Raw genomic sequence first — 21,541 nt, 5'->3', positions numbered from 1 at the left:
ACTACACAACACCTACAAGCCTCTTCATCGAGTCGCTCCAAGAGCTTATCAAGCTGCATAACTGTGTGTAAAGCAATTGCTCTTCGCGAGTCATATTCCTCATTTTATCCCTCTCGGCCTGAGCACTCGCAACAGCAAGGGCTACGATCTTCTTGAGCCTTAGACTTAGAAGATCCGAGAAGGCTATCCTCACGCTCTTAAGCTCAGCCTCACGCTCCGCGTCACCCTTAGACGCCTCATACTTCAAATGTGAAACGTATAGCATCAGCTTCAGGTAAAACCCTTCTTCAAGCGGTTGTAAAGCCTCGGACTTCGACTCGTTCCAGCTCAACTTCTTTAAATTTAGGCTTGCCTTGAACGCTTCTACGTCTATTCTAGCCTCCTTTCTAGAGATGAGCTCGAGGGCATAAGTGTAGGGCAACTTTATCTTCATTCCAGGCTTGAGCTTGATATCTAGGCCAGCTATGCTCTCTTTACCCTCCTTCTCTATTATGAGGGGCACCTCTATATCCGAGTAAAACAGAGTATCCAGCAACCCTGGAACAAGCACACTTTATAACCTTTTAGATAGGTTTTTTCAGTTTTTCATTTATAAATGTTGAAAGTAAAACGTCGTTATATCGTAATATAATTGTACTACCTTGTAGCTAGCTTGCGGGCCTCGCGCTCTGTTTCGCGGAGAAGAACTATATCTCCAACCCTAACTGGCCCCCTAACATTTCTCGTAAGTATTCTGCCCTTATCTCTCCCTTCTAAGACGCGCACGCGAACCTGGGTAACCTCCCCTGTGACGCCGGTCCTGCCTATTATTTGAACAACCTCTGCCGGTGTAGCATCGCTCCACTTATCGGCCATTTTTACTACCCCTCTCGTCCAGAAGACTTTGACCATTTAAATTTTTTTGGTTACTTGGGAAAAAGGGAAAAACAACCCAGAATATTAATGAAGGGTAAAGATGCACCCTCGAAATCCTTAAGCGGAGACCTTAAGCTTGTTAACCTGCTGCACTACCTCGTCGACGAGTGCCTTCGCATCGCCGGGTTCAATTATAGCTGCTGCAGACGCTGCTACATTGATGCCCGCAGCCTTCCCCAGTCTTTCCTTGGAGGGGACATAGACGTAGGGTACCTTCTTCTCCTCACAGAGGAGAGGGAGGTGTGCAACTATCTCGGGGGGATCGACATCCTCCGCAATGAGTACTAGTACTGCCTGTCCTCTCTCGATGGCTTTGGTTGTCTCGTTTACACCTTTCTTTATCTTTCCTTTTTCCCGTGCCGCTGAAAGAGCGTTGTAGGCTTTCTCGGCAAGCTCTCCTGGAACTTCAAACTTTACATAAAACGGCTTCTTGGACATATCGCTCACCTTTCGCTCATCTACCCCTCACACAACATGCCCTGTCTTTATAAATCTTTGCTTAATAGTGAACAAGGCAACATGAAGACCTCTACAGGACTATTCCGGGAGAGTATGAGGAGTTATCTCGGCAAGTTCTATAGCCGAGAATACGTCAGGGAGCTCGAGGAGAGCTTGAGAACCCCGGGCTCGAGATATTTCATGAGAGTAAATACTTTGAAAGCCGACCCCTCAGAGGTAGCGTACATATTACGGGAGGAGGGCTATGAGGTATATAATCATCCACAGGTTCGCGAGGCTATCTACACGCATGTGAAAGGCCCATTTGATGTCAACATACACCGGGGACGAGTTATCGTAGACTGGAAAACAGCTGAGAGCGTTTACGTGGGGGCAAACGTGTACGCTCCCGGAGTCCATAAAGTTGTAAATGCTGATAAAGGAGACTACGTGACTGTAACTTCTCCAGATGGTACAGTGGTTGCAGAGGGCGTTCTCGAGATGAGTCCCCCTGAAATATTTCGTGAGAGGAGGGGGCTAGCGGTGAGAACGACGAACTCCGTTTTCAGAATAGTATCACTACGTGAACACCCCTTCTTCAGGGAGGGTGTGATATACCACCAGTCCTTGCCGAGCATTGTAGCCGTTAAATCTCTCGCACCCAAGCCAGGCTGGACGGTTCTCGATATGTGTGCGTCTCCCGGCGGTAAGGCTACACATGCAGCTACACTAATGGAGGATTCAGGCGAGGTAATAGCTGTCGATAGGAGTGAAAACAAGGTTAGGGCGATCGAGGAGAATGCTAGGAGACTAGGGCTCCGTTCCGTAAGGCCGCTCCTCTACGATTCGAGGTATATATCTGAGGTGCTTGGCGTGAATAGCGTAGACGCGGTTATCCTGGATCCCCCTTGTACAACTCTAGGAATACGACCCAAGCTTATCTACACGCGAGAGGAGAAGGATGTCTACCAGCTGGCTGAATACCAGCGTCAATTCCTCTCAGAGGCGTGGAGGGTCTTAAGACGGGGCGGGCTCCTCTTATATACGACGTGCACTTTGACGCCCCACGAGAACGAGTTCAACGTATTATATGCTGCCTCGAAGCTGGGCTTCAAGACCCTCCGCGTTAATACACCTCTTAAACTGCGCACCCCCTATCTTGGAATAGAGGGGGCGGTATTTGACCCTGTGGTGAATGATACGCCTGGTTTCTTTATATCAGTTTTAAGGAAAAATGGAGAAAGCGGTTAAAGCTTAGATATGAAGTCCTGCACTTCACTAGTTGAGAAGATTTTGAAGGTTCTATCATAGACGTCGATCTTAGCGAGCTCAATGTTTTCCGCCGTAAAACCGTCCTCCATCGACTCTTTAAGTGCCCTGAGCGCCAGCAGTATTGCTTGATCGATCTTTATATTGTCGGTGTATTCCCTTGTAAACAGGTCTATTGCCTTCTGAGCCCCCGTGCCAATCGCCCTTGCCTTACATCTCAAGTAGGTTCCTCCGGGATCAGTCTGGATTAGATGCACGCCTTTCCTGTCTACCCCGGCGAATAGGAAAGCCACACCGAAAGGTCTAACGCCACCGTGCTGGGTATACATCTGCTTGATATCACATATCCTCTTGACAAGTAGCTCGATCGGTACCGGCTCGCCGTATACGAGGCGATGGCTCTGAGCATAGATTCGGGCCTGGTCTATGAGGACGCGGGCGTCACCGAAGAGGCCTGCAAAGGCTACACCCACGTGTTGATCTATCATTTTAATTTTCTCAGTGCCTTCTACGAGGGGGGAGGCACTCCTCTTCTCTACTGCCAGAACCACGCCATCAACCGCTTTCACGCCTAACGCTGTCATCCCTCTCTTGACGGCCTCATATGCGTATTCGACTTGGTATAGCCTACCTTCAGGGCTGAAGATCGTAATGGCTCTATCGTATCCCGCCATTGGTGCAGCAGGAAACATGGAAACACCGTGTATATTCAATTAGTGCAGTTAATAATTCTTGCGTTACAAAGCTCCAACCGAGTACTAGTGGCAAATGTTTAATTTAATGTGATGAGTGTGAAGGTTAGGTGTGTTAAAAATGTCCAAGAAAAAGCTAAGTATCGCGAGGCTCGAAAAGGGCGGGAAAAGGTTTGAGGTTTTCGTTGACGCCGAGAAGGCCTGGGCCATGAAGAACGGTGAAAAGGTCAATATCCGAGAAATTATCGAGGGCGAGTTCATCTACAGTGATGCAAAACAAGGATTGAAAGCATCTGAGACCGACTTGAAGAAGTTCTTCGGAACCACCGACCCCTACGTTATCGCTGAGAATATCATAAAGAAGGGTGAACTGCTCTTAACGGCTGAGCAGAGGCGTGAGCTCATAGAGGCGAAGAGGCGACAGATAATAGAGTTTCTGTCAAGAAACACGATAGATCCTAGGACAAATACGCCTATACCGCCTAAGAGGATTGAGCTAGCCCTCGAAGAAGCTAAGGTGAGCATAGACCCATTCAAGCCCGTCGAAGCGCAGGTAAACGATATTCTGAAGAGCCTAAAGATGATCTTACCCCTAAAGGTCGCAAGAGCCATTCTAGCCGTGCATATTCCCGCGCCCTACGTCGGCAAGGCTTACGGCGCATTACAAAAAATAGGGAAAGTCCTACGGGAGAGCTACGCCACGGATGGCTCGCTCAACGTGGAACTAGAGGTTCCTGCCGGAATGCAGTCCTCTGTAATCGAAACCGTTTCGAGCCTTACCAAGGGGCAAGGAGATGTAAAACTGCTCAGAACTGAACAGGTGTAGCTGGCAGGGGTGGTTTGAGGTGAACCTCTACGTTAAGGATAGGCAGATAGTAGTCCCAGGTGAGCCTGTAGGCGAGGCGGGAAAGGTGAGCATTGAAGGACATGTCTACCGCGTAAACAAGAAATTCTTCTCTAAGGTACTAGGGGTAGTGTACGTTGACGAGGAGAGAAAGGTCGCACGGATAATTCCTCTTAAAGGAAAATACATACCCGTTGAGGGCCACAAGGTCATCGGGAAAATCGTGGAGGTGGGTTTTACTAACTGGGTTGTCGACATCAACTCTCCCTACACTGCCGTTCTTCCCGTGAGCGAGGTGACCTCCAAGCCTGTCAACATCTCCCGCAACGAGCTTGCAAGAATCCTCGATGAGGGCGACTTGATACTCGCTAAGATAGTCTCCTTTGACTTCACAAAGGACCCGGTAGTCAGTATTAGGGAGTCAAAGCTGGGTAAAATCCCGAGGGGGTCGCTGGTGGAGATCAGTCCTCAGAAGGTCGCACGGATAATCGGTAAGAAGGGGTCTATGATCTCTATGATTGAGGAGATGCTCGGGGTTCAACTCATAGTCGGTCAAAACGGCAGGGTTGTTGTAGTAGGTAGTGACCCCTTGAAGGAGGAGATAGCTGTCCTGGTTATAAAGAAGATAGACGCAGAAGCTCATATATCGGGCTTGACGGATAGGATTAAGGAGTTTATAAAGGAGAGGCTGGGAGAATGACGAGGAATAAAAACGTGAAACTGCTAGACGAGAACGGAAGGAGAAGCGATGGGCGATTGCCTGACGAGATGAGACCGTTGAAAATAGAGGCCGGGGTTCTTAGAAACGCTGACGGCTCAGCCTATGTGGAGCTCGGCAATAACAAGGTTATAGCCGCCGTATATGGACCTCGAGAGGTAACTCCGCGCCATGAGGCTCTAAGCGACAGAGCCATACTCCGCTGCAAATATTCGATGCTTCCATTCAGCGTCGCTGAGAGGAAGAGCCCGCAGCCTTCCCGACGCGAGATAGAACTCTCAAAGGTCATACGGGAGGCCTTGACCCCCGCCATATTCCTCAACGAATACCCCAGGACGACGATAGACGTGTTTATCAACATCCTCGAGGCGGACGGCGGGACCAGAACAGCCAGTATAATCGCGGCAGCCGTAGCCCTTGCAGACGCTGGAATAGCGATGAGAGACCTCGTAGCAGCTATAGCCGTGGGAAAAATAGGGGACATACTGGTTCTCGACATTAATGGTCTCGAGGATCAACACGGAGACGGGGACATGCCTATAGCCATGATGCCAAAGCTAGGGGAAGTTACTCTGATACAGGCGGATGGAGTCTTCACCCCTGAGGAGATAGAAAGGGCATTATCCATGGTCTCCAAGCCGATCAAGAGAATATACGAGGAACAGGTGAAAGCGTTAAAAAGCAAGTATGAGTCGATTAGGCAAGAGGTGACTGAGAGTGAGTGATGAAGCTTCTAGGCTTCGAGTGCTACCTGTAATTAAAAAGGAGCTTCTACTAGCATCGCTCAGGAAGGGAGAAAGACTCGACGGGAGAAGTCCCGAGGAAGTCAGACAAATTACCATTCAGACGGGGATAATAGGCAAGGCTGAGGGCTCCGCACTCGTACAACTCGGTGAAACTAGGGTGATTGCAGGCGTCAAGCTAGGTCTAAGCTCCCCCTTCGGGGATACTCCAGACGAAGGAGTCCTGATAGTCAATGCGGAGCTTTCACCCTTAGCTTCACCCTTCTTCGAGCCTGGCCCTCCAGGAGAGGAGGACATAGAGCTTGCTAGGGTTGTTGACCGTGGCCTTAGAAGTGCCGAGGTTATAGACATGCAGAAACTTTCTATCATTCCAGGCTCCAAAGTTTGGGCTGTCTTCGTAGACATATATCCTCTCGACCACGCGGGCAATATTCTCGACGCTGCTGGTCTAGCCGCGATGAGCGCCCTGCTCAACTCTAAAATGCCTAAGACCACGGTTGAAAACGGGAGGATAACAATCCTAGAGGAGAAAGTCCCCTTGCCTGTGCGTAGTAGGATAGTCTACGTAACCCTGGCAAAAATCGGGGATTATATGGTCGTCGACCCCAGCCTAGAAGAGGAGCTCGTCTGTGATGCAAAAATAACATTCGGTGTAACAGAAGACGGGAAGATCTCCGCTATCCAAAAGAGCGGTGACGGCTCTATAAAGCCAAGCGAGTTGCTTCGAGCCAGAGACATGGCGATAGAGGTATCGAAGAAGCTGTTCGAAAAGCTGCCTCCGATTAGTAGTCAGGAGCAATGATAAAAAATATATTCAGCGGGATTGAACCCTAAAAGGCGATGCTTTATGGGTAAGCATACAAAAATCGTTGGAAGAGCTGGGAGGTTTGGTGCGCGCTATGGCGCTACACTGCGCAAAAAAACGGCTGCCATTGAGAGCAAGATGAAGGCCAAGCATAGATGCCCAAGGTGCCAAACAGTGGGAAGCCTGAGGAGGATTAGCATCGGGATATGGTCCTGCAAGAAGTGTGGCTACACATTTGCGGGCGGAGCATACCTCCCGCGAACCGAGTCAGGTAGAACCTTCACCCCCGAGGAGTTGAAAGCCCTCGGCTTGTAAGAGAAAATTTTAGTGCTAAGCTTAAAGCTTCGTCGGGCGAAATCTCGTCTACCCTTTTATCCGGATCTACACCCGACTCGCTCAAGATCCTGCGCACCTCTTCCTTTTTAAGCCCATATCCCAGAACTATACCCGTCGAGAGTTTCTTTCTCCTATAAGGGAATACTGATCTTGTGAAGGACTCAACGGCTTCAATGCTTTCAGGTGAGAGCTCCTTCCGGGGTATCAGCTTCACCACAACGGTCTCAACGTGAGGCCTGGGCTTGTAGGCTTCACGTGGTATCGTGAATAGTTTCTCGACTGAGAAGCATAGCTGTGTAAGTATGGAGAGCCTTCCATAAATACTTGTTCCGGGAGGGGCAAGCATTCTCTCACCCACCTCTCTCTGAATACCTAGAACCGCGTAAACCAGGGAGGCGTCACGGCAAAGCATTGCTATAATTCTTGAGGAGAGATAAAAGGGAGTATTCGAGACGACAACGTGTCTACTTTTACTAGTTGTAAAGAAGACTGCATCCGTTAGAACAACATCTACTTTCCCCATCCCCCCTCTACATTCCTTGAGAAGTTTTACGAGTGAGGGGTCAATCTCGCTACAAAAAACGTAGCTTGCGACCCTCGATAAAGGCAAAGTCAAGCTTCCGAGCCCGCAGCCTATCTCGTACACAACGCTACCCTCATCCACGACCTCTGCAAACATCGAGGCAAACCTCTCATCGACGAGCATGTGTTGCCCTAGTTGTTTACGAAATCTTAGAGAGTACGCCCTCCTAAGGCACTCCACCACCAACAACCCGGGTTCAAATCATGCATATAGATTAAAACGTGCCGTCGGGAAAACCCGAAAACCATAAATTTTCCTAAAAATCCGGTTAACAGGGGCCCGGATGGTGTAGCCTGGATAACACGCTGGCCTGTGGAGCGCGAACCCACAGGCAGCGCGCAGAGAGCCAGTGAACCCGGGTTCAAATCCCGGTCCGGGCCCTCCCAGGTTTACCCCAATACAATTTTCGAGCCAACCCTTGATCCCTTCAACAAAGCTTATCATGATGCTTCCTTCCTTAGGTTTTTGTGAATACAAGGCTGGTCTTGAAAAATGAGGCGCGCCAAGCGCTTTCTTATGGTTGGGGCTTCCTTGTATTCAGAGAGCCGCCGGAGTCCATCCGCTTTTCCATCCAGCTTATCAAGGATTTGGGGCTTTGCGGTCCTGAGCCCTTACTCATCACGGTCGGCGATGTCGTCTCTTACAACTTTGCCGCTTACGGGCGTAGCGATGTGGCTGTGGTAGACGGTAAGACTAGACGCAGCATGCGCATTCAAGGTGTTGTCGCGGCGAACTCCTATAATTGCGTTAATGACCCAGGTACGATTTCTCAAGAATGCATAGAGGCTATTAAAAGTGCAATTGAGGAGGCAAAGAAGGATAGAAAGAGCATAGTATATGTGGATGGTGAAGAGGATCTTTTATCACTCGTTGCGCTAAAAGAGTGCCCCCTTAATGAAAGCTGGGTTATATATGGTCACTGGAAAGGCTTCTTGTGCCTGTTACCCTGTACAGAATTCTTTAAGAGGCTAGCCGACATATTGCTCGAGACCAGTTTCGAGAAGGAGTGACTCTACCAGCGCTACATTGGCACGCAAAGAACTATAGGGTATTCCTAGTGCCTTTGAGATAAAATAAAGATTCAACCTAGCATCTAGCCGATTCAATACGACAGCTATAACCGCGGCTAGAACATTTCGCCTACTCCTACCCGTCGAGAAGCGTCTAATGCGGCCAAGTATTAATCTAACATGCCTTCTGACTTCCTCCCTTGGAGCTATTGCGGCAACCTTCTCTAGAAGCTCTTCCAACTCGCCGTCCCACCCGTCATGAAGAAAGCCCAGCGCGCGGACAACCGGTATTATGTGTATCAAGTCTCCTGTACTGAGCTTAAAGCCGCGTAGCCGAAAGACCTTTACAACCTCCCTTAATCCCGTCCTGGGCCTCGACCGCTTGACCTCAAAATATACAAGAAAAGCTAGGAGCGCCGACTTCTTCCAGATCCTCAACCCGTTCTTAGCGGCACGTCTCAACAAGATCTCGTATTCTTCAATGATACGTGTACGTGTCTCATGGGTCAAGTTGAAGTCCAGTGAGACCGCGGATAGTATTCTCCAGGCATGGCCTGTAGAAAAACGTCCCGTGACTAAATCGTTAAGCTGTTTCAAGCGTGGATCCAGCTTTAAAACGGCCTTTCGAGCCTGGGAGCCCTCAGAGAATCGAACTGTATCATCGAAGCCCTGCTGTATAACTCTACCGCAGGACGTACAAACATAATGCCCCCTCGGGTCAAAAACCACTAATCCACCGCACTCGCTGCATCGCATGTGTTGAGACCTAGAAAACACTGTTATATGCGGTGAAGGCTTAACGTCGGGGGGAGGGCCCTAAAAACACTAATAAAAACTTTTCTCAACCTAGACCTCTACGACCGGCATCGTCAGGGTTCGCTTGACGCCCGGGAGAAGCCTAATCTTCGTTAAAACCGTCTCGCGAACCTCGCGCTCATCCTTTCCCGATATCTTGACTATTATATCATAGACGCCGTAAAGGAGGTTGGCCTCTATAACGCCTGGAACCTTCCGTAGCTCTTCTAAAACAGCTCTCTCCTTGCCTATGTCACAATTAATAAGAACGTAAGCAGTAGCCGTCATCGATTTATATGGTGAGTCCATGTTTTTAAAGTTGTCACTTTTCGAACGGTCTCAGGATGCAGTTCATCGTCCAGGAATAGAGAAAAATATATGAATTAAGTAGTCCTCTACAATTCTGGTGCGGCCGTGGTCTAGTCTGGAAGGATGGCGGCCTTCCACGCCGCAGAGCGCCCTGCACGCGCGGAGAACCCGGGTTCAAATCCCGGCGGCCGCACCTTCTCTCGGAAAAGTTCTCGGAAAGAAATGCTCAGGATTGTGACTCAGGCGTTGAGAATGAGTTTAGGGAGCCAGCCCCAATGACGCAGAGCGGGTATTAGACAATGCCGTGGAGCCTATATATCCTTTGAACCCTTTGCTCTCCGTTTATAGCGTCGATTACCTTGGCTGTTGCTTGGGGGACGAGGTCTCGCCACTGCATGCCTCGAGCCATAAGAAGCCTTATGGAAGTCCCGGAGTACTTCTCTCTGTCGAAGAATGGTATGGGCGACACTTGGTAGCCGGCCTCCTCTAATAGTAGTCGTGAAAGCTCGTCGTTGGTGTATGCGGTGTCGAAGGTCGGAGCGTACGTCCTAATGTTGCATATCCACTTCGAGTGTTCAGAGTACGTGTCCGGCACCATAACTATTAAGGCCCGCTCCAACAGGTTTTCCTGTTTGAGCGCCTCCCATATCATGAGGGCGCGTTCTCCAGCCGTGAACGGGTTTTTCGGCTCGAAGCTTTGTTGTGCGCTGCCTATGCCTATGATTACCTCTTTTTCACGCGAGAGAATCCATTTCAAAGCGTTAAGGTGGCCCAAATGGAATGGTTGGAAGCGCCCTATATAGAATGCACGTCCATTCATACTCGGCACCTTGTCTCTTCGATCTTCAACAACTCTCCGTAAAACTCTTTCAGGACGTCCCTATAGTCACGCTCTCCTTTCTCAACCTCATCCATCCGCTCTAGGATGTTCTTCGTCGTGTCCTCTGATATGTAGTCCCTGAAGTTATCGTAGAGGAACTGGTACACGCGTTGACCGAGATTGGTTGGAACAAGCTTCCCACCCTTGACTTCTATAACGTAGTTGCGCGCGAAAAGCTTTCTTATGATTTCAGCGTAAGTCGACGGCCTGCCTATGTTCTTCTCCTTCATGAGGCCCACAATGTCAGCCTGGGAGTAGAGTGGAATCAAAGGCCTTCTCTTATAGTCTACGTCGACGACCCTGTACCTCCCCGGCTCCAGTCTGAACGCCTGGCGTAGAGGCTGAACCTTCAGGAAACCCTCCTCAACGACCCCGGCAACAAACCGGTACTCCTTTGCGAAGTACTCCGACTTCACCTCCACAACCTTCTCCTTGACGCGGGCGGGCATCATCTGGCTAGCCATAAACCTTGAAAATATCAGCCTGTACAGTGCGAAGTGTTGACGCGTTAGCTGGATCGGGAGCTGGATCACCCCCTGCTGAATCTGGAGAGACAGCGTCTCGGCGTCGATGGGCCTCGTGGGACGAATACACTCGTGGGCCCCCTCAGACCCCCACCTCCTGGCAGTGAACATCTCCGATCCAAACTTCTCCGAGATATACGTCCTAGCCACGTTTATACCTGCGTCTGACACCCTTGTGCTATCCGTCCTGTGATAGGTTATCAAGCCGCTTTCGAAGAGCTGCTGTGCCACCCTCATGGCGACGTCCGCACTCATACCAAGCAACTCGTTCGCGTCGCGCAGCATTGTGTCCGTGGTGTAGGGTGGTGGCGGGTTTAGGAGCTTCTCCTCGGTAGCCTTTTCTTCAACGATGACCTCGCTCCCTTGAAGCGCCTTGGCTACAATGCTCGGACGCTTGCCGTCAAGTTGAACATCCTCTATTATGAGGTAAACGTTGTTTTCTAGAACTACCTTGAACACGGGTCTAACGCTCTTCATGGACTCCCTGTACCTATCGATAACCCATCCCAGAACTGGGGTTTGGACACGTCCCGCGGAGAGCCACGTCATCCCGAAGTTCTCCTGGAGCTTTTTGCTGAGCGCGAAGCCAACCCAGCGATCCTCGATCCTACGGACAAACTGGGACTTCACAAGGTTCATATTGACGTCGCGTGGGTTATCGAGAGCCTCCTGAAAGGCCTTACGCGTTATCTCGTGGAACTCTATCCTCCTCAAGACGCGTGTGAAGGGCTTCAAAGTAACGTAGATGTCCCAGGCAATCTTCTCTCCCTCGGTGTCCGGGTCGGTAGCCAGGAGAACTTCATCCACCTCGTAGGCGAGGTCCTGAAGCTTCAAGACAAGATCCATCTTGTCGACAACCCTGTCGCTACCGCAGTATGGGCAGCGCTTGAGAGTCGACCCCTTACCTCCAACGTTGTATGTGTTGCCGTCTGCCTTGTAGTCCGTGAACTGGCGCCCGCAATCCAGACACTTTTTCAGAGAGGTGAAGACGGGGACAAAGGCGTTCTTTTCGGGATTAACCAGCACGCCGTACTTGTTGAGGGAATAGTTCTTGAAGAAGAACTCCGTTGACGTTATAAGGTCGTACACGTGGCCTTGCGACGCGACGATCTGCAGGATCCTATTTCCCGTCGTGGTCTCGTATACGAAGAGACTCCCCATTCTACGCCTGTTAGGCTTCCCGAAGAAGCTTGCAATTGTCTTAGCCTTGGTGGGTGACTCGACAATAACTAGCACAGACTTGACGAGATCTTTGGCGAGAGCAGCCGAGGCTCTACCCTCAATTATGGCCTTGATGACCTCACGTTCACGCGAGACCTCCTCCATTATTCTTCCAAGATCTACCTCCTCGAGCTTCTTCCATTGTGATTCACCAGTGTAGAATCTTATCGCCCTGAAGAATTTCTCTAGGAGCACAGCGTCGTTCTCGAGAATTATCGAAAGCCCTTTCGAGATACCCCCTGCATAAAGCCTGGAAGTCCTCCCGGATGCTTGCAGGTAAGTGTAGACGTCGGGCAGTATGACGTAGTATTGACCCTCCTCCCTAAACATCTTTACTGTAGTCTCTTCGGATAGCCTCTCCAGCACTGATGGATCCGAGAGGTATTTTACCACAAGGTCCCGAAGCCTCAGCAAGCTCTTCACGAGAAAAGCATAACGCCCATTGGTCACCCCCTGCATGTACAACTCCTGGAGAGTCCTGTACTGAGAGGCGTCGAGCTGGAGAATACGAGATCTTATGTTCGCCACTAGACGGTTTATCTCCACGGCATCGCCTTTCTCGACTATTGAAACGAGATTCGATGCAAGCTGTAAAAGCCTGTTCGGCGTGAGCTCCTCGGGCACAAGCCTAAACTTGAACCTTGGGACGCCGACAAAGACGGCATACTTGACGACGTGGGGTAAATCCAAGCCCCTCACGAGAAGGCCATAGTAACTCGCAACACCGACAAGAACTCCTACTTCCCCGCTGCTAAAACGCTCTAACAGGTTTCTTTTTGCCTTGCCGTAAACGTATTCAGCCTTCAATCCCCTTGCCGCAAGCCTCTCGACCATTTTCGCGAGCTTATCCTCTGGTGTACCGATTGGAAAGAACACTAGGCCTCCAGGTCCCAGAGTGGACACGAGCTCCACTGCTTTATCGGTTAAATCCAACTCGCTACTCAAAGCATAGACGTCTAGAACATTCCTCAGCTGCTCGCTCCTAGAGCCGACCTCGAAGCCAAGGAGCTCGCGGAAAAGCTTGACCCTCTGCCCCCTCGCACGCCCGGTGGCTGTCGACACGACGAGGACACCCTTCTTCCCGCTCCTAGCAAGCATAGATTCAAGCTTCGACTGAAGCTTCTCAAGCTCGTCAGCATTATTCTCCGCATGCTTCCTGTTCCGCTGCATGATCAGCATCCTTGCCCTAAGCGTGACTAGCTCCAGGGCTGTCGAGATCTCCTCCTCCGAGAAGCCTAGCAGGACAAGTATCCTGTCAATATTCTTCGAGGACTTCAAGACAGAGTCAACGTCGTCCACGAATACAAAGTCGAACCTGGCACCTTTGAGATACTCGAAGTTCCTTGCGAGGAACTGCGCGGTCGTTAAAAGAACCGAGTAATCACCCCTAGACACCCTGTCCAGTACCTCCTCCCTCTCTTTGGGTGAGAGTCCTCCGTGATAAGCCATTATCCTCTCTCGGTCAAAGCCCACCCTCGAGGCGAACTGTAGGGCCTTATCGTAGACCTGTCCGAGAAGCGTCGTGGTAGGCAAAACGAGGTAAACCTTACCGCCCTTAGAGGCAAGATAGAGGCTCATCGTAAGCCCGAAAACAGTCTTCCCGACTCCGGTTGGCGCTAAGACCGCGAAGCTGGAGCCCTTTAAAACCCTCCTAGCCCATGTGACCTGGGCAGACCAGGGCCTACTACCCACAGCCTTCTCGAAGAAATCTATGAAACTAGAAAGCTCCTCCTCCAGCTTGACTACCTCGCCTAACCTGCCAACGCGACCCCTCTTCTCAAGCCGTAAAACAAGATCCTTCATATATGAGACGTACTCCGGGGTGGAGAGGTTGTCGGGAGCCCCGCGGAGCGTTTTAGTCGAGGGGAGGCAGACCTGGCAGGGTAGCCTGTTCTCCAGCCTCTGATCCGTCACAGGCCCGCCGCAGTTAGGGCAGAGCTCGCGGAATATAGCATGTATATTGTTATCCTCCACGTTTTTCTCAAGAGAAAAAGTAAGCGTGCAACGTTATAAAAAATTTATTAGTGTTAGCCTTAACCCTGAGAGGCAAGCTTTACGAGGCGGTTCCAGTTGTTCTCCACATCCCTCTTAATCTCTTCCAGGAGCTCCCTGTTCTGGGGTTCGAGCAGGTGCCTGAACCTCCCCTGTAGCTTGAAGTAATCCTCGATGGGTTTCGGCTCCTTGACTGGGACGGTTATCCTAATCTTCCCGTTCTCATACTCGTAGAGGGGCCAGATCCTGGTTTGAACCGCTAGACGTGCAACCTCGATGCTCCTTGAAGGGTCGAAGTACCACCCGGTAGGGCATGGCGTATAGTAGTGGAGGACTACGGGACCTGTAATAGACGCAGCCTTCACGAGTTTGTTGTACATGTCTACGGGGAATGCTGGGTTCATCGTTGCAGCGTATGGGATGCCGTGAGCTATGGCTATCTCTATGAGGTTCTTCTTCCTCTCCTGCTTGCCCGGGATAACCTTGCCTGCGGGGCTCGTAGTTGTATGTGCACCTTTCGGCGTTGCACCACTCCTCTGTATACCCGTGTTCATGTAGGCCTCGTTGTCATAGCATATGTAGATCATGTCGTGTCCTCTCTCCAGGGCGCCGCTCAAAGCCTGGAAGCCTATATCGAAGGTGCCACCGTCACCGCCGAAAACTACGACCTTTGGACGCTGCTTGCCGTACTTCTTCTCAAGGATCTTGAATGCCGACTCTATCCCGCTGGCGACAGCTGCCGCGTTCTCAAAGGCTACATGAACCCAGGGAACACCCCAGCTCGTGTAAGGGAATATCGTAGTCGCCACCTCGAGACAGCCCGTAGCGTTCACTACAACCTTCGGGTCCGGGACAGCCTTCAAAGCCATCCTGACAACCTGTGGTATACCGCAGCCGGCGCAGAGCCTGTGCCCAGGTGCAAAGTGTTCTACTCGGGGAACCTCCTTTAAAGTCTTAATAAACCTGGCTTCACCCATTACTCCTCACCTCTAACTCCTACCCATACAGGTTCCTCGGGGGTCTCACCCCTCCTTAAAACCTCCTCAGCCTTCATAACGATCTTCTCGACGTCTCCCGGTGTTAGATCCCTCCCGCCGAGCCCGTAGACGACGTTGAATAGTAAGGGTCTCCTCTTTGCCTTTAGGAGGGCCGTCGAGGTGTCCATGAAGAGCTGGGCGCCGGGGCTCCCAAAGCTGACGCTGCGATCCATGACCGCCACTACCGACGCGCCGCTCAACGCTTCGATAAGCTCACGAACCGGGAAGGGCCTGTACTGGGTAAGGCTTACAACACCCACCTTTTTACCCTTCTCGGCAAGCTTCCTGGATACATAGCGAACAGTTCCCGCCGAGCTGCCTAGAACCATCAGCACGACCTCAGCCCCCTCAACGTTGAAGGTCTTCACCGGCGTGTATCTTCTTCCTGAGAGCTTCCCGTACTCCTCGAAGACCTCCTTTATAACGGGAGGCGTAGACATGAAGGAGGCGTATTGCAAGCGCCTGTGCTCCATATACCAGTCGAAAAGGTCTAGGGGACCATAGGTCATCGGCTTACTCGGGTCGATCGGGTTCACAGGCTTCTTCTTGGGCAGGAATGCCTTAACGTCCTCATCATCCAACACATACAGCCCCTCAGTAGCATGCGTCAGTATGAAGCCGTCCAGGTTAACTATGCTCGGGAACAGCACGCGGTGATCCTCGGATATCCTGAAGGCCATCAAGGTCAAGTCATAGGCCTCCTGCACGTTCTCGGCGAAGAACTGCAGCCACCCCGTGTCTCGCGCCGCGTAAGCGTCGTCGTGAGAGCAGTGAATGTTGATGTTTGGAGAGAGGGCCCTGTTACCCATGGCCATGACTATTGTTGTCCGCAGGCCTGCGGCTATCCATAGTATCTCCCACATAAGCGCTAATCCCTGGCTGCTCGTAGCCGTGAAAACCCTAGCGCCAGCGAGCGAGGCGCCCACGGCTGCAGAGAGGGCGGAGTGCTCGCTCTCCACCGGGATGAAGGCCGCGTTAAGCTCGCCGTTGTTCACGTACTCGGCGAGCGTCTCGACGATTATCGTCTGGGGGGTTATCGGGTACGCCGAGATAACGTCGACATCTGCCTGCTTAGCCGCGAAGGCTACAGCCCTGTCACCGTTCATTCCCACAAGTTTACCCTTCATACACTCACACCCCTAGCTTCATCTCGATAGCGTGTACAGGACAAACATTTGCACATATGCCGCATCCCTTGCAGTAATCGTAGTCTATCTTCACGGAGTCGTCGTCCTTCCGTATTATGGCAGGCTCGGGGCAGTGGATCCAGCATAAGAGACACTTTATACACTTTTTCTCATCGAGAACCGGGGTCATGGCACGCCAGTTCCCCGTCTTGTTATAAAGGCTCGTGCTGGGCTCCGGGATGACGCCTCCAATAGGCAGATCCTTCCAAGTCTTAAGCTTTAATACTATACTCTCACTCATAACCTTCTCACCATTTCGTAAGCCTTCCTAACAGCTTGAACATTGCTCTCAGCCAGCTTTGACTCCTTGCCGAACCGCTCGGCTACAACATCCAGGACAGTATTAATGCTCACCAATCCGCTTGCCTTCACGAAGGCCCCCAGCATCGGGGTGTTGTAGAAGGGACGGCCGAAAACCTCCATGGCGATACTATAGGCGTCGACAAACCATAGGCCAGCCTTAAGCTTCTTCGCCGCCTCGACTATACCCTCGTGAGGCGTTGACGCGTTGACTACCAGGAGGCCGCCCTCCCTCAACCCATGGGTCACGGATTGCACCTCACTTTGGAGAGAGGGGTCTATAACCACGACGGCGTCGGGAGTATATATGCTCGAGTGGAGCTCAATTGGGTGAGTACTTATCCGCGTGTAGGCCCTTACGGGGGCGCCCCGTCTCTCAGGGCCGAACTCCGGCGCATGATAGACGTGCTTACCCTCACGCAGCGCCGCAAGTGCTAGAAGCTCGCTTGAGGTCACAACTCCCTGTCCTCCACGACCATGCCATCGTACCTCATAGATCTCCTCTTTCATTTTCTTGTCGGATGTATTAAGAAGGTGTTTGTAATAAGCCTTGTCACTTACCATCATTTAATAACTTCGGTTGAAGTCTGACACGGCGGGGTAAGGTATTTCTGTACGGTTCTCGAAATAACCTTGTGGCAGTTATGCGTGAGGTTTACGTCGCCTACTCTGAGGAGCTTACAAGAATATCCTTCACGCCTGCCTCCCTTCGAGAAAACTGGACCCGGAGAATAAGACTATTCTACGAGGAGTTTCTCCCAAGACTCGAGAGAAGGCTCCCCGTGAGCAGGGTACCAGTGGAGCCTGCCACCGAGAAGGAGCTCCTGCTAGCGCACGACCCCGAATACGTAGACTTCGTGAAGCAGAGGTCGAGGGAGGGGAGAGGCCTCCTCGACTACGGCGACACCCCAGCCTACCCACAGGTATTCGAGGCGGCATTAAAGGCTGTAGGCAGTACCTTGACGCTGGCACGTCTCCTTAGAGAAAAGCCGGGCATAGGCTTCACCCCTAACGGCGGCTTTCACCACGCTAGGCGTCGCGCCGCAGGCGGCTTCTGTGTTTTCAATGACCTGGCCGTGGCAGCGCTGTGGCTGAGAAGCCAGGGGGTGGGAAGAATCGCGATAGTTGACATTGACGCGCATCACGGCGACGGGACGCAGCAGATACTTTATAGTGAGGACGTCCTCAAGATAAGCGTTCACGGGTATGGCTACGGGTTCTATCCCGGTACAGGATGGATCGACGAACTAGGGGATGGCCAGGGGCTTTGCAAGAATATAAACATTCCAGTGCCCCTGGGCTCAGGTGATGACGTTTTCAAGCTCGCCCTCGAAGAAATCATAGTACCACAGCTAGAACACTATAAGCCCGAATTCCTGATCATCCAGGCGGGCGTTGACGGCCACGACGGCGACCCGCTTACAGATCTTAGATTCACCGAGAACTCCTATATACGATTCGCTGAGAGCATCAGTTCAATTGCGCGAAACATACCTGTCCTGGTGACTGGTGGGGGAGGCTACGTGCCTGAGACCGTGGCGAGGATTTGGGCGTTAGAATTAGCGTTGATGGCCGGCGGAGATGCTAGGGAGTTCACTGTGGGAGAAGTCGAAAGCTCGAGCAGCATGGCGGCAGTAAATGCCCTGAGAGACCGCTTAAACTGGCTGAAAAATAAGCTTGAAGAATGCTCTCACTAATATACCTCTATCTCAACCCCGAAGGCGCTCCCCTGCATGCTCACGATGACGTCCACGTCCTTCGTGCCCGCTACCTTCATTATAGACTCGACAAAGCCGCCTATCTTCGTGAAGAGCTCCCCTGGGGTCTCGCCTACTCCGTCTATAGCAACCTTTATCCCTTTGCCGTCTACCTGAACCTCGAACTGCGCATCCTTGAAAATACTCCTCAGCTTCTTCTCAACATCAGCTTTCGACAACACTTGAACCACTATGAAGGCGAAACTACCTTTACTTAAAAAGATATCGCGTTTATTGGTCAATAATTCGCGAGGGATTAAGCCCAGAGTGTAGAGATCCTTTTTATTTAACTGGGCTCTTAATGACAAAAAATATAAAACAATTTGAAAAAGAAGATAAACGAGGTGGATAGCTTGGGAGAAAAGCCAAGGAGGGGGACCCGCGGCCTCACTATAGAGTCCCTTCCCTACAGGATAAGGGTCTACTCAAACAACCAAGTCCTCATACCTGCGAGTCTCGTTAGAAAGCTCAACATCCAAAGCATAGAGAAGGCAATAATCACCATCAGGGTTGGCGGGGAAGAGCACAGCTTCACCGCGAGACTTCTAAAGACGAAGTACACAGACTCGCGTCAGTTCACGATACCCAAGGAGCTCAGAGAGAAGGTTTCACTTGTGCCTGGCTCGGATATAGAGGTAGTGGATATAAAACCGTTTGAAGAGCCGAAGACCTAGACTACTCCAAAGCTCTCCTCTGTCGAGGCCCTCCCCTGTATAGACGCGACTATAAGTAGAGCGCCCATTATAAAGTTGAATAGCTCTGAGACCGAGCTCGCTACAAGTCCTACCAGCTGCTCCTTTTCACCCAGCGCGTATATGGGAGACACGTACTTCAGGCCGTTCATGACCCCGGACACGTATGAAAGAGTACTCTCGTAGTTCTTCAGTATCTCCTGACCTATCTTTGCGACACTCGGGTCGGAGATGTTTGCAATTATCTCCTCGCTAGCAATCTTGAGAAGCTTCTCTAGAACCTGGAGACCCAGCTGTATAGCCGAGTCATAGTCTTTCCTGGCAACGTATTCGCTGAACTTCCGCGTGTAGCTTCTCATCATCTCGCTAAGCTCTCCGACACTCGTCATGTTACCATGAAAGAGTTGGCACTCCAAGTATTTTGTTTTTATGTTGAATAAAAGAATTTATTACATGCAAGAATATGACATCAAGCCCGGTAGAGCCATTATGTGGAGCATCCTATACTATCTGCGAAACAACCCTGAAAAGCTAAGATGGAACCTCAAGGCAAGGTTCATGGACACATCCCTTGTAGACGAGGCCATTCGCCTGGACGAGTTGTGGCGGGCAAAGAAAAGAGAGTACGATGACGCAAGGCATGAGTTGAATAAGATATCCGAGCAGATAAGTAGGCTGCCTCCCGGCGAAAGGGAAAAAACTGTATCACAGGCCAGGAGCCTCCGCGAAAAAATACAGGCCATAGAGCAGGAGCTTGCAAACCTCGAGAAAGAAAGGGAAAACATCCTCCGAAAGATCCCGAACGTAATCCATGAAAGCGTGCCCATAGGTCCTGACGACAGCTACAACGCCCCCGTCAGGTACTGGGGTAGGCCGAGGGTTCCCAGAGAGTTCCTCGACGCCTTCCTTGCTGAGACGGAGGGGAAGGGGTTCAAGGTGGACTACGAGGTTGTTGACTGGAGGCCCGTTGGACACGCGGACTTCCTCGAGGGGAAGAGGCTAACGGGGACCGAGAAGGCGGCTGAGGTCGCTGGCTCGCGCTTCTACTACACCTTCAACGACCTCGTGTGGCTTGACCTCGCGCTGACGATGTACGCCCTTGAGAGCCTCGCCAAGAAGGGGTTTACTATTCTCCAGCCACCCCTCATGCTTAGGAGAGAAGTCCTCGAGGGCGTTATAAGCTTCGATGACTTCAGGGACATGGTGTATAAGATCGAGGGTGAAGAGCTTTACCTGATAGGCACAGCTGAACACCCTATAGCCGCCCTACATGTGAACGACGTGATCCCTGAGAAGGACCTCCCGCTCCTGTACGCGGGTATAAGCCCCTCCTTCAGGAAGGAGGCGGGCGCACACGGGAAGGACATGAAGGGGATTTTCCGTGTACACCACTTCAACAAGGTGGAACAGTTCGTGTTCTCTCACCCGGACGAGTCATGGGAGTGGCATGAAAGACTCATAAGGAACGCAGAGGAGCTCTGGCAGGGCCTAGGCATCCCATACAGGGTAGTAAACATAGCCTCTGGGGACCTAGGGGTTGTCGCCGCTAAGAAGTACGATCTAGAGGCCTGGATGCCGGCCCAGGGAAAGTATCGCGAGATGGTCTCCTGCAGCAACTGCACGGACTGGCAGAGCTACCGCCTCAATATTAGGTACGCCGAGGCTAGAGGCGCGCCGAGCAAGGGGTTCGTCCACACGCTGAACAGCACAGCCCTCGCCATACAGCGCACAATAACAGCCATAGTCGAGAACTACCAGACACCGGACGGCGTGATCCGCGTCCCAAGGGCGCTTAGAAAGTATCTTGAGCCTGTCGAGCCAAAGCTCCAGGTCTTCGTCCTCGAATAAACCGGTTAAATTTTTAAGTATCGAAGTCGAAGAGAGCAAGAGCAAATATGAGTACACGTCCAGAAGAAGCGGGGAATATCAAGGTCGGCTCCTTCGTAGTAATCGACGGCGAGCCATGCAGAGTCGTAGAGGTTGAGAAGAGCAAGACTGGGAAACACGGCTCGGCTAAGGCGAGAATAGTTGGAATAGGGTTCTTCGACGGCGCCAAGAGGAGCATAGTGGTTCCCACGGATGCCCGGGTAGACGTCCCCATTATCAGGAAGTTCAACGCACAGGTAGTCTCGGTTACAGGCGACTCCCTGATGCTGATGAGCCTAGACGACTACTCCACAATAGAAGTACCTATGCCCACCGAGGAGGAGATAAGGAGCAAGATAACAGAAGGAGCAGAAGTAGAAGTATGGGAGGTAATGGGAAGATACAAGATAATGCGTGTAAGAAGCTAAGTTTTTAGGGCCGCCATACCCACTACAAGAAGGGAGATGATGACCCAGGCAGGCCAAGACCCCTAATGGGATGACCGAGATCTTGAGTGCTGACCCCACTCGTCTAAGCCTTTCCACCCTCACCTGATTTAATCAAAGCATAAAAACATCAAGGTAACCTTGTAATTTTTATAATAAAACAGCAGGATTTTGCATTACCC

26 protein-coding genes and 2 tRNA genes are annotated in these 21,541 nt (G+C 51.4%); 13 read left to right on the top strand and 15 right to left on the bottom strand.

The annotated features are described in order from the left end of the window. Nucleotide 1: 1 nt before the first annotated feature. The 3 genes from ACP5KC_RS04075 to rpl7ae form a co-directional block, all read right to left on the bottom strand. The gene (locus tag ACP5KC_RS04075; protein WP_052884700.1) at nucleotides 2–550 is read right to left on the bottom strand and encodes a hypothetical protein; all 549 of its coding nucleotides are present in this window, start codon (nucleotides 548–550) and stop codon (nucleotides 2–4) included. A gap of 86 nt (nucleotides 551–636) precedes the next feature. Continuing rightward, nucleotides 637–855 (bottom strand): 30S ribosomal protein S28e, encoded by a 219-nt coding sequence (locus ACP5KC_RS04070; RefSeq protein ID WP_052884948.1) that lies wholly within the window; start codon nucleotides 853–855, stop codon nucleotides 637–639. A gap of 117 nt (nucleotides 856–972) precedes the next feature. Then, nucleotides 973–1,353 (bottom strand): 50S ribosomal protein L7Ae, encoded by a 381-nt coding sequence (gene rpl7ae, locus ACP5KC_RS04065; protein ID WP_273432929.1) that lies wholly within the window; start codon nucleotides 1,351–1,353, stop codon nucleotides 973–975. 81 nt (nucleotides 1,354–1,434) lie between these two features. Between rpl7ae and ACP5KC_RS04060 the strand changes: the two genes are divergently transcribed. Beyond that, entirely contained in the window at nucleotides 1,435–2,604 is a 1,170-nt protein-coding gene (locus ACP5KC_RS04060; RefSeq protein ID WP_273432928.1) for a PUA domain-containing protein, read from the top strand. Here ACP5KC_RS04060 and psmA read toward each other — a convergent pair. Next, nucleotides 2,601–3,314: an archaeal proteasome endopeptidase complex subunit alpha gene (gene psmA / locus ACP5KC_RS04055; protein ID WP_052884698.1), complete on the bottom strand. Its 714-nt coding sequence runs from the start codon at nucleotides 3,312–3,314 to the stop codon at nucleotides 2,601–2,603. The two genes, ACP5KC_RS04060 and psmA, sit on opposite strands and share 4 nt — an antisense overlap. Nucleotides 3,315–3,435: 121 nt before the next feature. Here psmA and ACP5KC_RS04050 point away from each other — a divergent pair, with 121 nt between their 5' ends. The 5 genes from ACP5KC_RS04050 to ACP5KC_RS04030 are packed head-to-tail and all read left to right on the top strand — an operon-like array spanning nucleotide 3,436 to nucleotide 6,739. Continuing rightward, nucleotides 3,436–4,140 (top strand): ribosome assembly factor SBDS, encoded by a 705-nt coding sequence (locus tag ACP5KC_RS04050; RefSeq protein ID WP_052884697.1) that lies wholly within the window; start codon nucleotides 3,436–3,438, stop codon nucleotides 4,138–4,140. Nucleotides 4,141–4,159: 19 nt separating this feature from the next. Next, on the top strand, nucleotides 4,160–4,858 hold the full coding sequence (gene rrp4 / locus ACP5KC_RS04045) for an exosome complex RNA-binding protein Rrp4 (RefSeq protein WP_052884696.1): 699 nt from the start codon (nucleotides 4,160–4,162) through the stop codon (nucleotides 4,856–4,858). Then, complete coding sequence (rrp41, locus tag ACP5KC_RS04040) at nucleotides 4,855–5,601, top strand: exosome complex exonuclease Rrp41 (RefSeq protein WP_052884695.1); 747 nt, start codon at nucleotides 4,855–4,857, stop codon at nucleotides 5,599–5,601. The genes rrp4 and rrp41 overlap by 4 nt, the downstream gene beginning before the upstream one ends. After that, the gene (rrp42, locus tag ACP5KC_RS04035; protein ID WP_052884694.1) at nucleotides 5,594–6,421 is read left to right on the top strand and encodes an exosome complex protein Rrp42; all 828 of its coding nucleotides are present in this window, start codon (nucleotides 5,594–5,596) and stop codon (nucleotides 6,419–6,421) included. Before rrp41 ends, rrp42 begins: the two co-directional genes overlap by 8 nt. A 45-nt stretch (nucleotides 6,422–6,466) precedes the next feature. Beyond that, nucleotides 6,467–6,739 (top strand): 50S ribosomal protein L37ae, encoded by a 273-nt coding sequence (locus ACP5KC_RS04030; protein WP_191118546.1) that lies wholly within the window; start codon nucleotides 6,467–6,469, stop codon nucleotides 6,737–6,739. Here ACP5KC_RS04030 and rsmA read toward each other — a convergent pair. After that, nucleotides 6,705–7,523 (bottom strand): 16S rRNA (adenine(1518)-N(6)/adenine(1519)-N(6))-dimethyltransferase RsmA, encoded by an 819-nt coding sequence (gene rsmA, locus ACP5KC_RS04025; protein ID WP_424740623.1) that lies wholly within the window; start codon nucleotides 7,521–7,523, stop codon nucleotides 6,705–6,707. The genes ACP5KC_RS04030 and rsmA overlap by 35 nt on opposite strands. A 97-nt stretch (nucleotides 7,524–7,620) precedes the next feature. Here rsmA and ACP5KC_RS04020 point away from each other — a divergent pair. Beyond that, nucleotides 7,621–7,723, top strand: a tRNA-His gene (locus ACP5KC_RS04020). A gap of 87 nt (nucleotides 7,724–7,810) precedes the next feature. After that, nucleotides 7,811–8,353, top strand: coding sequence for a DUF359 domain-containing protein (locus ACP5KC_RS04015; RefSeq protein ID WP_273432926.1), 543 nt, complete (start codon nucleotides 7,811–7,813; stop codon nucleotides 8,351–8,353). Here ACP5KC_RS04015 and ACP5KC_RS04010 read toward each other — a convergent pair. Both ACP5KC_RS04010 and ACP5KC_RS04005 read right to left on the bottom strand, forming a co-directional pair. Continuing rightward, a complete protein-coding gene (locus ACP5KC_RS04010) occupies nucleotides 8,312–9,109 on the bottom strand; it encodes a TFIIB-type zinc ribbon-containing protein (protein ID WP_273432925.1) in 798 nt (265 codons plus the stop codon). The genes ACP5KC_RS04015 and ACP5KC_RS04010 overlap by 42 nt on opposite strands. 90 nt (nucleotides 9,110–9,199) lie before the next feature. Next, nucleotides 9,200–9,436 (bottom strand): Lrp/AsnC family transcriptional regulator, encoded by a 237-nt coding sequence (locus tag ACP5KC_RS04005; protein ID WP_052884690.1) that lies wholly within the window; start codon nucleotides 9,434–9,436, stop codon nucleotides 9,200–9,202. A 120-nt stretch (nucleotides 9,437–9,556) separates the two neighbouring features. On the opposite strand from ACP5KC_RS04005, the gene ACP5KC_RS04000 reads away from it, so the two are divergent. Beyond that, nucleotides 9,557–9,650, top strand: a tRNA-Gly gene (locus ACP5KC_RS04000). 99 nt (nucleotides 9,651–9,749) lie between these two features. On the opposite strand, the gene ACP5KC_RS03995 is transcribed toward ACP5KC_RS04000, so the two are convergent. From ACP5KC_RS03995 to ACP5KC_RS03970, 6 genes are read right to left on the bottom strand one after another with little or no spacing between them, the layout of a single operon-like run. Further along, nucleotides 9,750–10,277, bottom strand: coding sequence for a nicotinamide-nucleotide adenylyltransferase (locus ACP5KC_RS03995; RefSeq protein WP_052884689.1), 528 nt, complete (start codon nucleotides 10,275–10,277; stop codon nucleotides 9,750–9,752). Continuing rightward, nucleotides 10,274–14,056 (bottom strand): reverse gyrase, encoded by a 3,783-nt coding sequence (gene rgy, locus ACP5KC_RS03990; protein WP_273432924.1) that lies wholly within the window; start codon nucleotides 14,054–14,056, stop codon nucleotides 10,274–10,276. Before rgy ends, ACP5KC_RS03995 begins: the two co-directional genes overlap by 4 nt. A gap of 59 nt (nucleotides 14,057–14,115) precedes the next feature. Next, entirely contained in the window at nucleotides 14,116–15,051 is a 936-nt protein-coding gene (locus ACP5KC_RS03985; protein WP_052884687.1) for a thiamine pyrophosphate-dependent enzyme, read from the bottom strand. Beyond that, nucleotides 15,051–16,238: a pyruvate ferredoxin oxidoreductase gene (gene porA, locus ACP5KC_RS03980; RefSeq protein WP_273432923.1), complete on the bottom strand. Its 1,188-nt coding sequence runs from the start codon at nucleotides 16,236–16,238 to the stop codon at nucleotides 15,051–15,053. Before porA ends, ACP5KC_RS03985 begins: the two co-directional genes overlap by 1 nt. 4 nt (nucleotides 16,239–16,242) lie before the next feature. Next, the gene (gene porD / locus ACP5KC_RS03975; protein WP_052884685.1) at nucleotides 16,243–16,539 is read right to left on the bottom strand and encodes a pyruvate synthase subunit PorD; all 297 of its coding nucleotides are present in this window, start codon (nucleotides 16,537–16,539) and stop codon (nucleotides 16,243–16,245) included. Beyond that, entirely contained in the window at nucleotides 16,536–17,096 is a 561-nt protein-coding gene (locus ACP5KC_RS03970; RefSeq protein ID WP_424738669.1) for a 2-oxoacid:acceptor oxidoreductase family protein, read from the bottom strand. Before ACP5KC_RS03970 ends, porD begins: the two co-directional genes overlap by 4 nt. Nucleotides 17,097–17,242: 146 nt before the next feature. Here ACP5KC_RS03970 and ACP5KC_RS03965 point away from each other — a divergent pair, with 146 nt between their 5' ends. Continuing rightward, entirely contained in the window at nucleotides 17,243–18,295 is a 1,053-nt protein-coding gene (locus ACP5KC_RS03965) for an acetoin utilization protein AcuC (RefSeq protein WP_428286861.1), read from the top strand. On the opposite strand, the gene ACP5KC_RS03960 is transcribed toward ACP5KC_RS03965, so the two are convergent. Further along, nucleotides 18,292–18,663: a hypothetical protein gene (locus tag ACP5KC_RS03960; RefSeq protein ID WP_273432920.1), complete on the bottom strand. Its 372-nt coding sequence runs from the start codon at nucleotides 18,661–18,663 to the stop codon at nucleotides 18,292–18,294. The two genes, ACP5KC_RS03965 and ACP5KC_RS03960, sit on opposite strands and share 4 nt — an antisense overlap. Before the next feature lie 15 nt (nucleotides 18,664–18,678). On the opposite strand from ACP5KC_RS03960, the gene ACP5KC_RS03955 reads away from it, so the two are divergent. Then, the gene (locus tag ACP5KC_RS03955) at nucleotides 18,679–19,029 is read left to right on the top strand and encodes an AbrB/MazE/SpoVT family DNA-binding domain-containing protein (protein WP_273432919.1); all 351 of its coding nucleotides are present in this window, start codon (nucleotides 18,679–18,681) and stop codon (nucleotides 19,027–19,029) included. On the opposite strand, the gene ACP5KC_RS03950 is transcribed toward ACP5KC_RS03955, so the two are convergent. Beyond that, the gene (locus ACP5KC_RS03950) at nucleotides 19,026–19,436 is read right to left on the bottom strand and encodes a hypothetical protein (protein WP_052884681.1); all 411 of its coding nucleotides are present in this window, start codon (nucleotides 19,434–19,436) and stop codon (nucleotides 19,026–19,028) included. The genes ACP5KC_RS03955 and ACP5KC_RS03950 overlap by 4 nt on opposite strands. Before the next feature lie 100 nt (nucleotides 19,437–19,536). Between ACP5KC_RS03950 and serS the strand changes: the two genes are divergently transcribed. Both serS and ACP5KC_RS03940 read left to right on the top strand, forming a co-directional pair. Further along, nucleotides 19,537–20,895 carry a serine--tRNA ligase gene (gene serS / locus ACP5KC_RS03945; RefSeq protein ID WP_424738664.1) on the top strand — a complete coding sequence of 453 codons (1,359 nt, stop codon included), beginning with the start codon at nucleotides 19,537–19,539 and terminating at the stop codon, nucleotides 20,893–20,895. Between the two features lie 47 nt (nucleotides 20,896–20,942). Beyond that, a complete protein-coding gene (locus tag ACP5KC_RS03940) occupies nucleotides 20,943–21,341 on the top strand; it encodes a translation initiation factor IF-5A (RefSeq protein WP_052884680.1) in 399 nt (132 codons plus the stop codon). Nucleotides 21,342–21,541: the final 200 nt, after the last annotated feature.

The organism is Infirmifilum sp., from assembly GCF_049970975.1.
Taxonomy (GTDB): Archaea; Thermoproteota; Thermoprotei; order Thermofilales; family Thermofilaceae; genus Thermofilum; species Thermofilum uzonense.
Note: the sequence above shows the minus strand (reverse complement) of the source record. Positions and strands in the feature narration are given on the sequence as shown.

Bases quoted from the DNA above. Each gene is read 5' to 3' on its own strand.
- ACP5KC_RS04070 (WP_052884948.1), bottom strand. From the start codon at position 855: ATGGCCGATAAGTGGAGCGATGCTACACCGGCAGAGGTTGTTCAAATA.
- rpl7ae (WP_273432929.1), bottom strand. From the start codon at position 1,353: ATGTCCAAGAAGCCGTTTTATGTAAAGTTTGAAGTTCCAGGAGAGCTT.
- ACP5KC_RS04060 (WP_273432928.1), top strand. From the start codon at position 1,435: ATGAAGACCTCTACAGGACTATTCCGGGAGAGTATGAGGAGTTATCTC.
- psmA (WP_052884698.1), bottom strand. From the start codon at position 3,314: ATGTTTCCTGCTGCACCAATGGCGGGATACGATAGAGCCATTACGATC.
- ACP5KC_RS04050 (WP_052884697.1), top strand. From the start codon at position 3,436: ATGTCCAAGAAAAAGCTAAGTATCGCGAGGCTCGAAAAGGGCGGGAAA.
- rrp41 (WP_052884695.1), top strand. From the start codon at position 4,855: ATGACGAGGAATAAAAACGTGAAACTGCTAGACGAGAACGGAAGGAGA.
- ACP5KC_RS04030 (WP_191118546.1), top strand. From the start codon at position 6,467: ATGGGTAAGCATACAAAAATCGTTGGAAGAGCTGGGAGGTTTGGTGCG.
- ACP5KC_RS04010 (WP_273432925.1), bottom strand. From the start codon at position 9,109: ATGCGATGCAGCGAGTGCGGTGGATTAGTGGTTTTTGACCCGAGGGGG.
- ACP5KC_RS04005 (WP_052884690.1), bottom strand. From the start codon at position 9,436: ATGACGGCTACTGCTTACGTTCTTATTAATTGTGACATAGGCAAGGAG.
- ACP5KC_RS03995 (WP_052884689.1), bottom strand. From the start codon at position 10,277: ATGAATGGACGTGCATTCTATATAGGGCGCTTCCAACCATTCCATTTG.
- ACP5KC_RS03985 (WP_052884687.1), bottom strand. From the start codon at position 15,051: ATGGGTGAAGCCAGGTTTATTAAGACTTTAAAGGAGGTTCCCCGAGTA.
- porA (WP_273432923.1), bottom strand. From the start codon at position 16,238: ATGAAGGGTAAACTTGTGGGAATGAACGGTGACAGGGCTGTAGCCTTC.
- porD (WP_052884685.1), bottom strand. From the start codon at position 16,539: ATGAGTGAGAGTATAGTATTAAAGCTTAAGACTTGGAAGGATCTGCCT.
- ACP5KC_RS03965 (WP_428286861.1), top strand. From the start codon at position 17,243: ATGCGTGAGGTTTACGTCGCCTACTCTGAGGAGCTTACAAGAATATCC.
- ACP5KC_RS03950 (WP_052884681.1), bottom strand. From the start codon at position 19,436: ATGACGAGTGTCGGAGAGCTTAGCGAGATGATGAGAAGCTACACGCGG.
- serS (WP_424738664.1), top strand. From the start codon at position 19,537: ATGTGGAGCATCCTATACTATCTGCGAAACAACCCTGAAAAGCTAAGA.
- ACP5KC_RS03940 (WP_052884680.1), top strand. From the start codon at position 20,943: ATGAGTACACGTCCAGAAGAAGCGGGGAATATCAAGGTCGGCTCCTTC.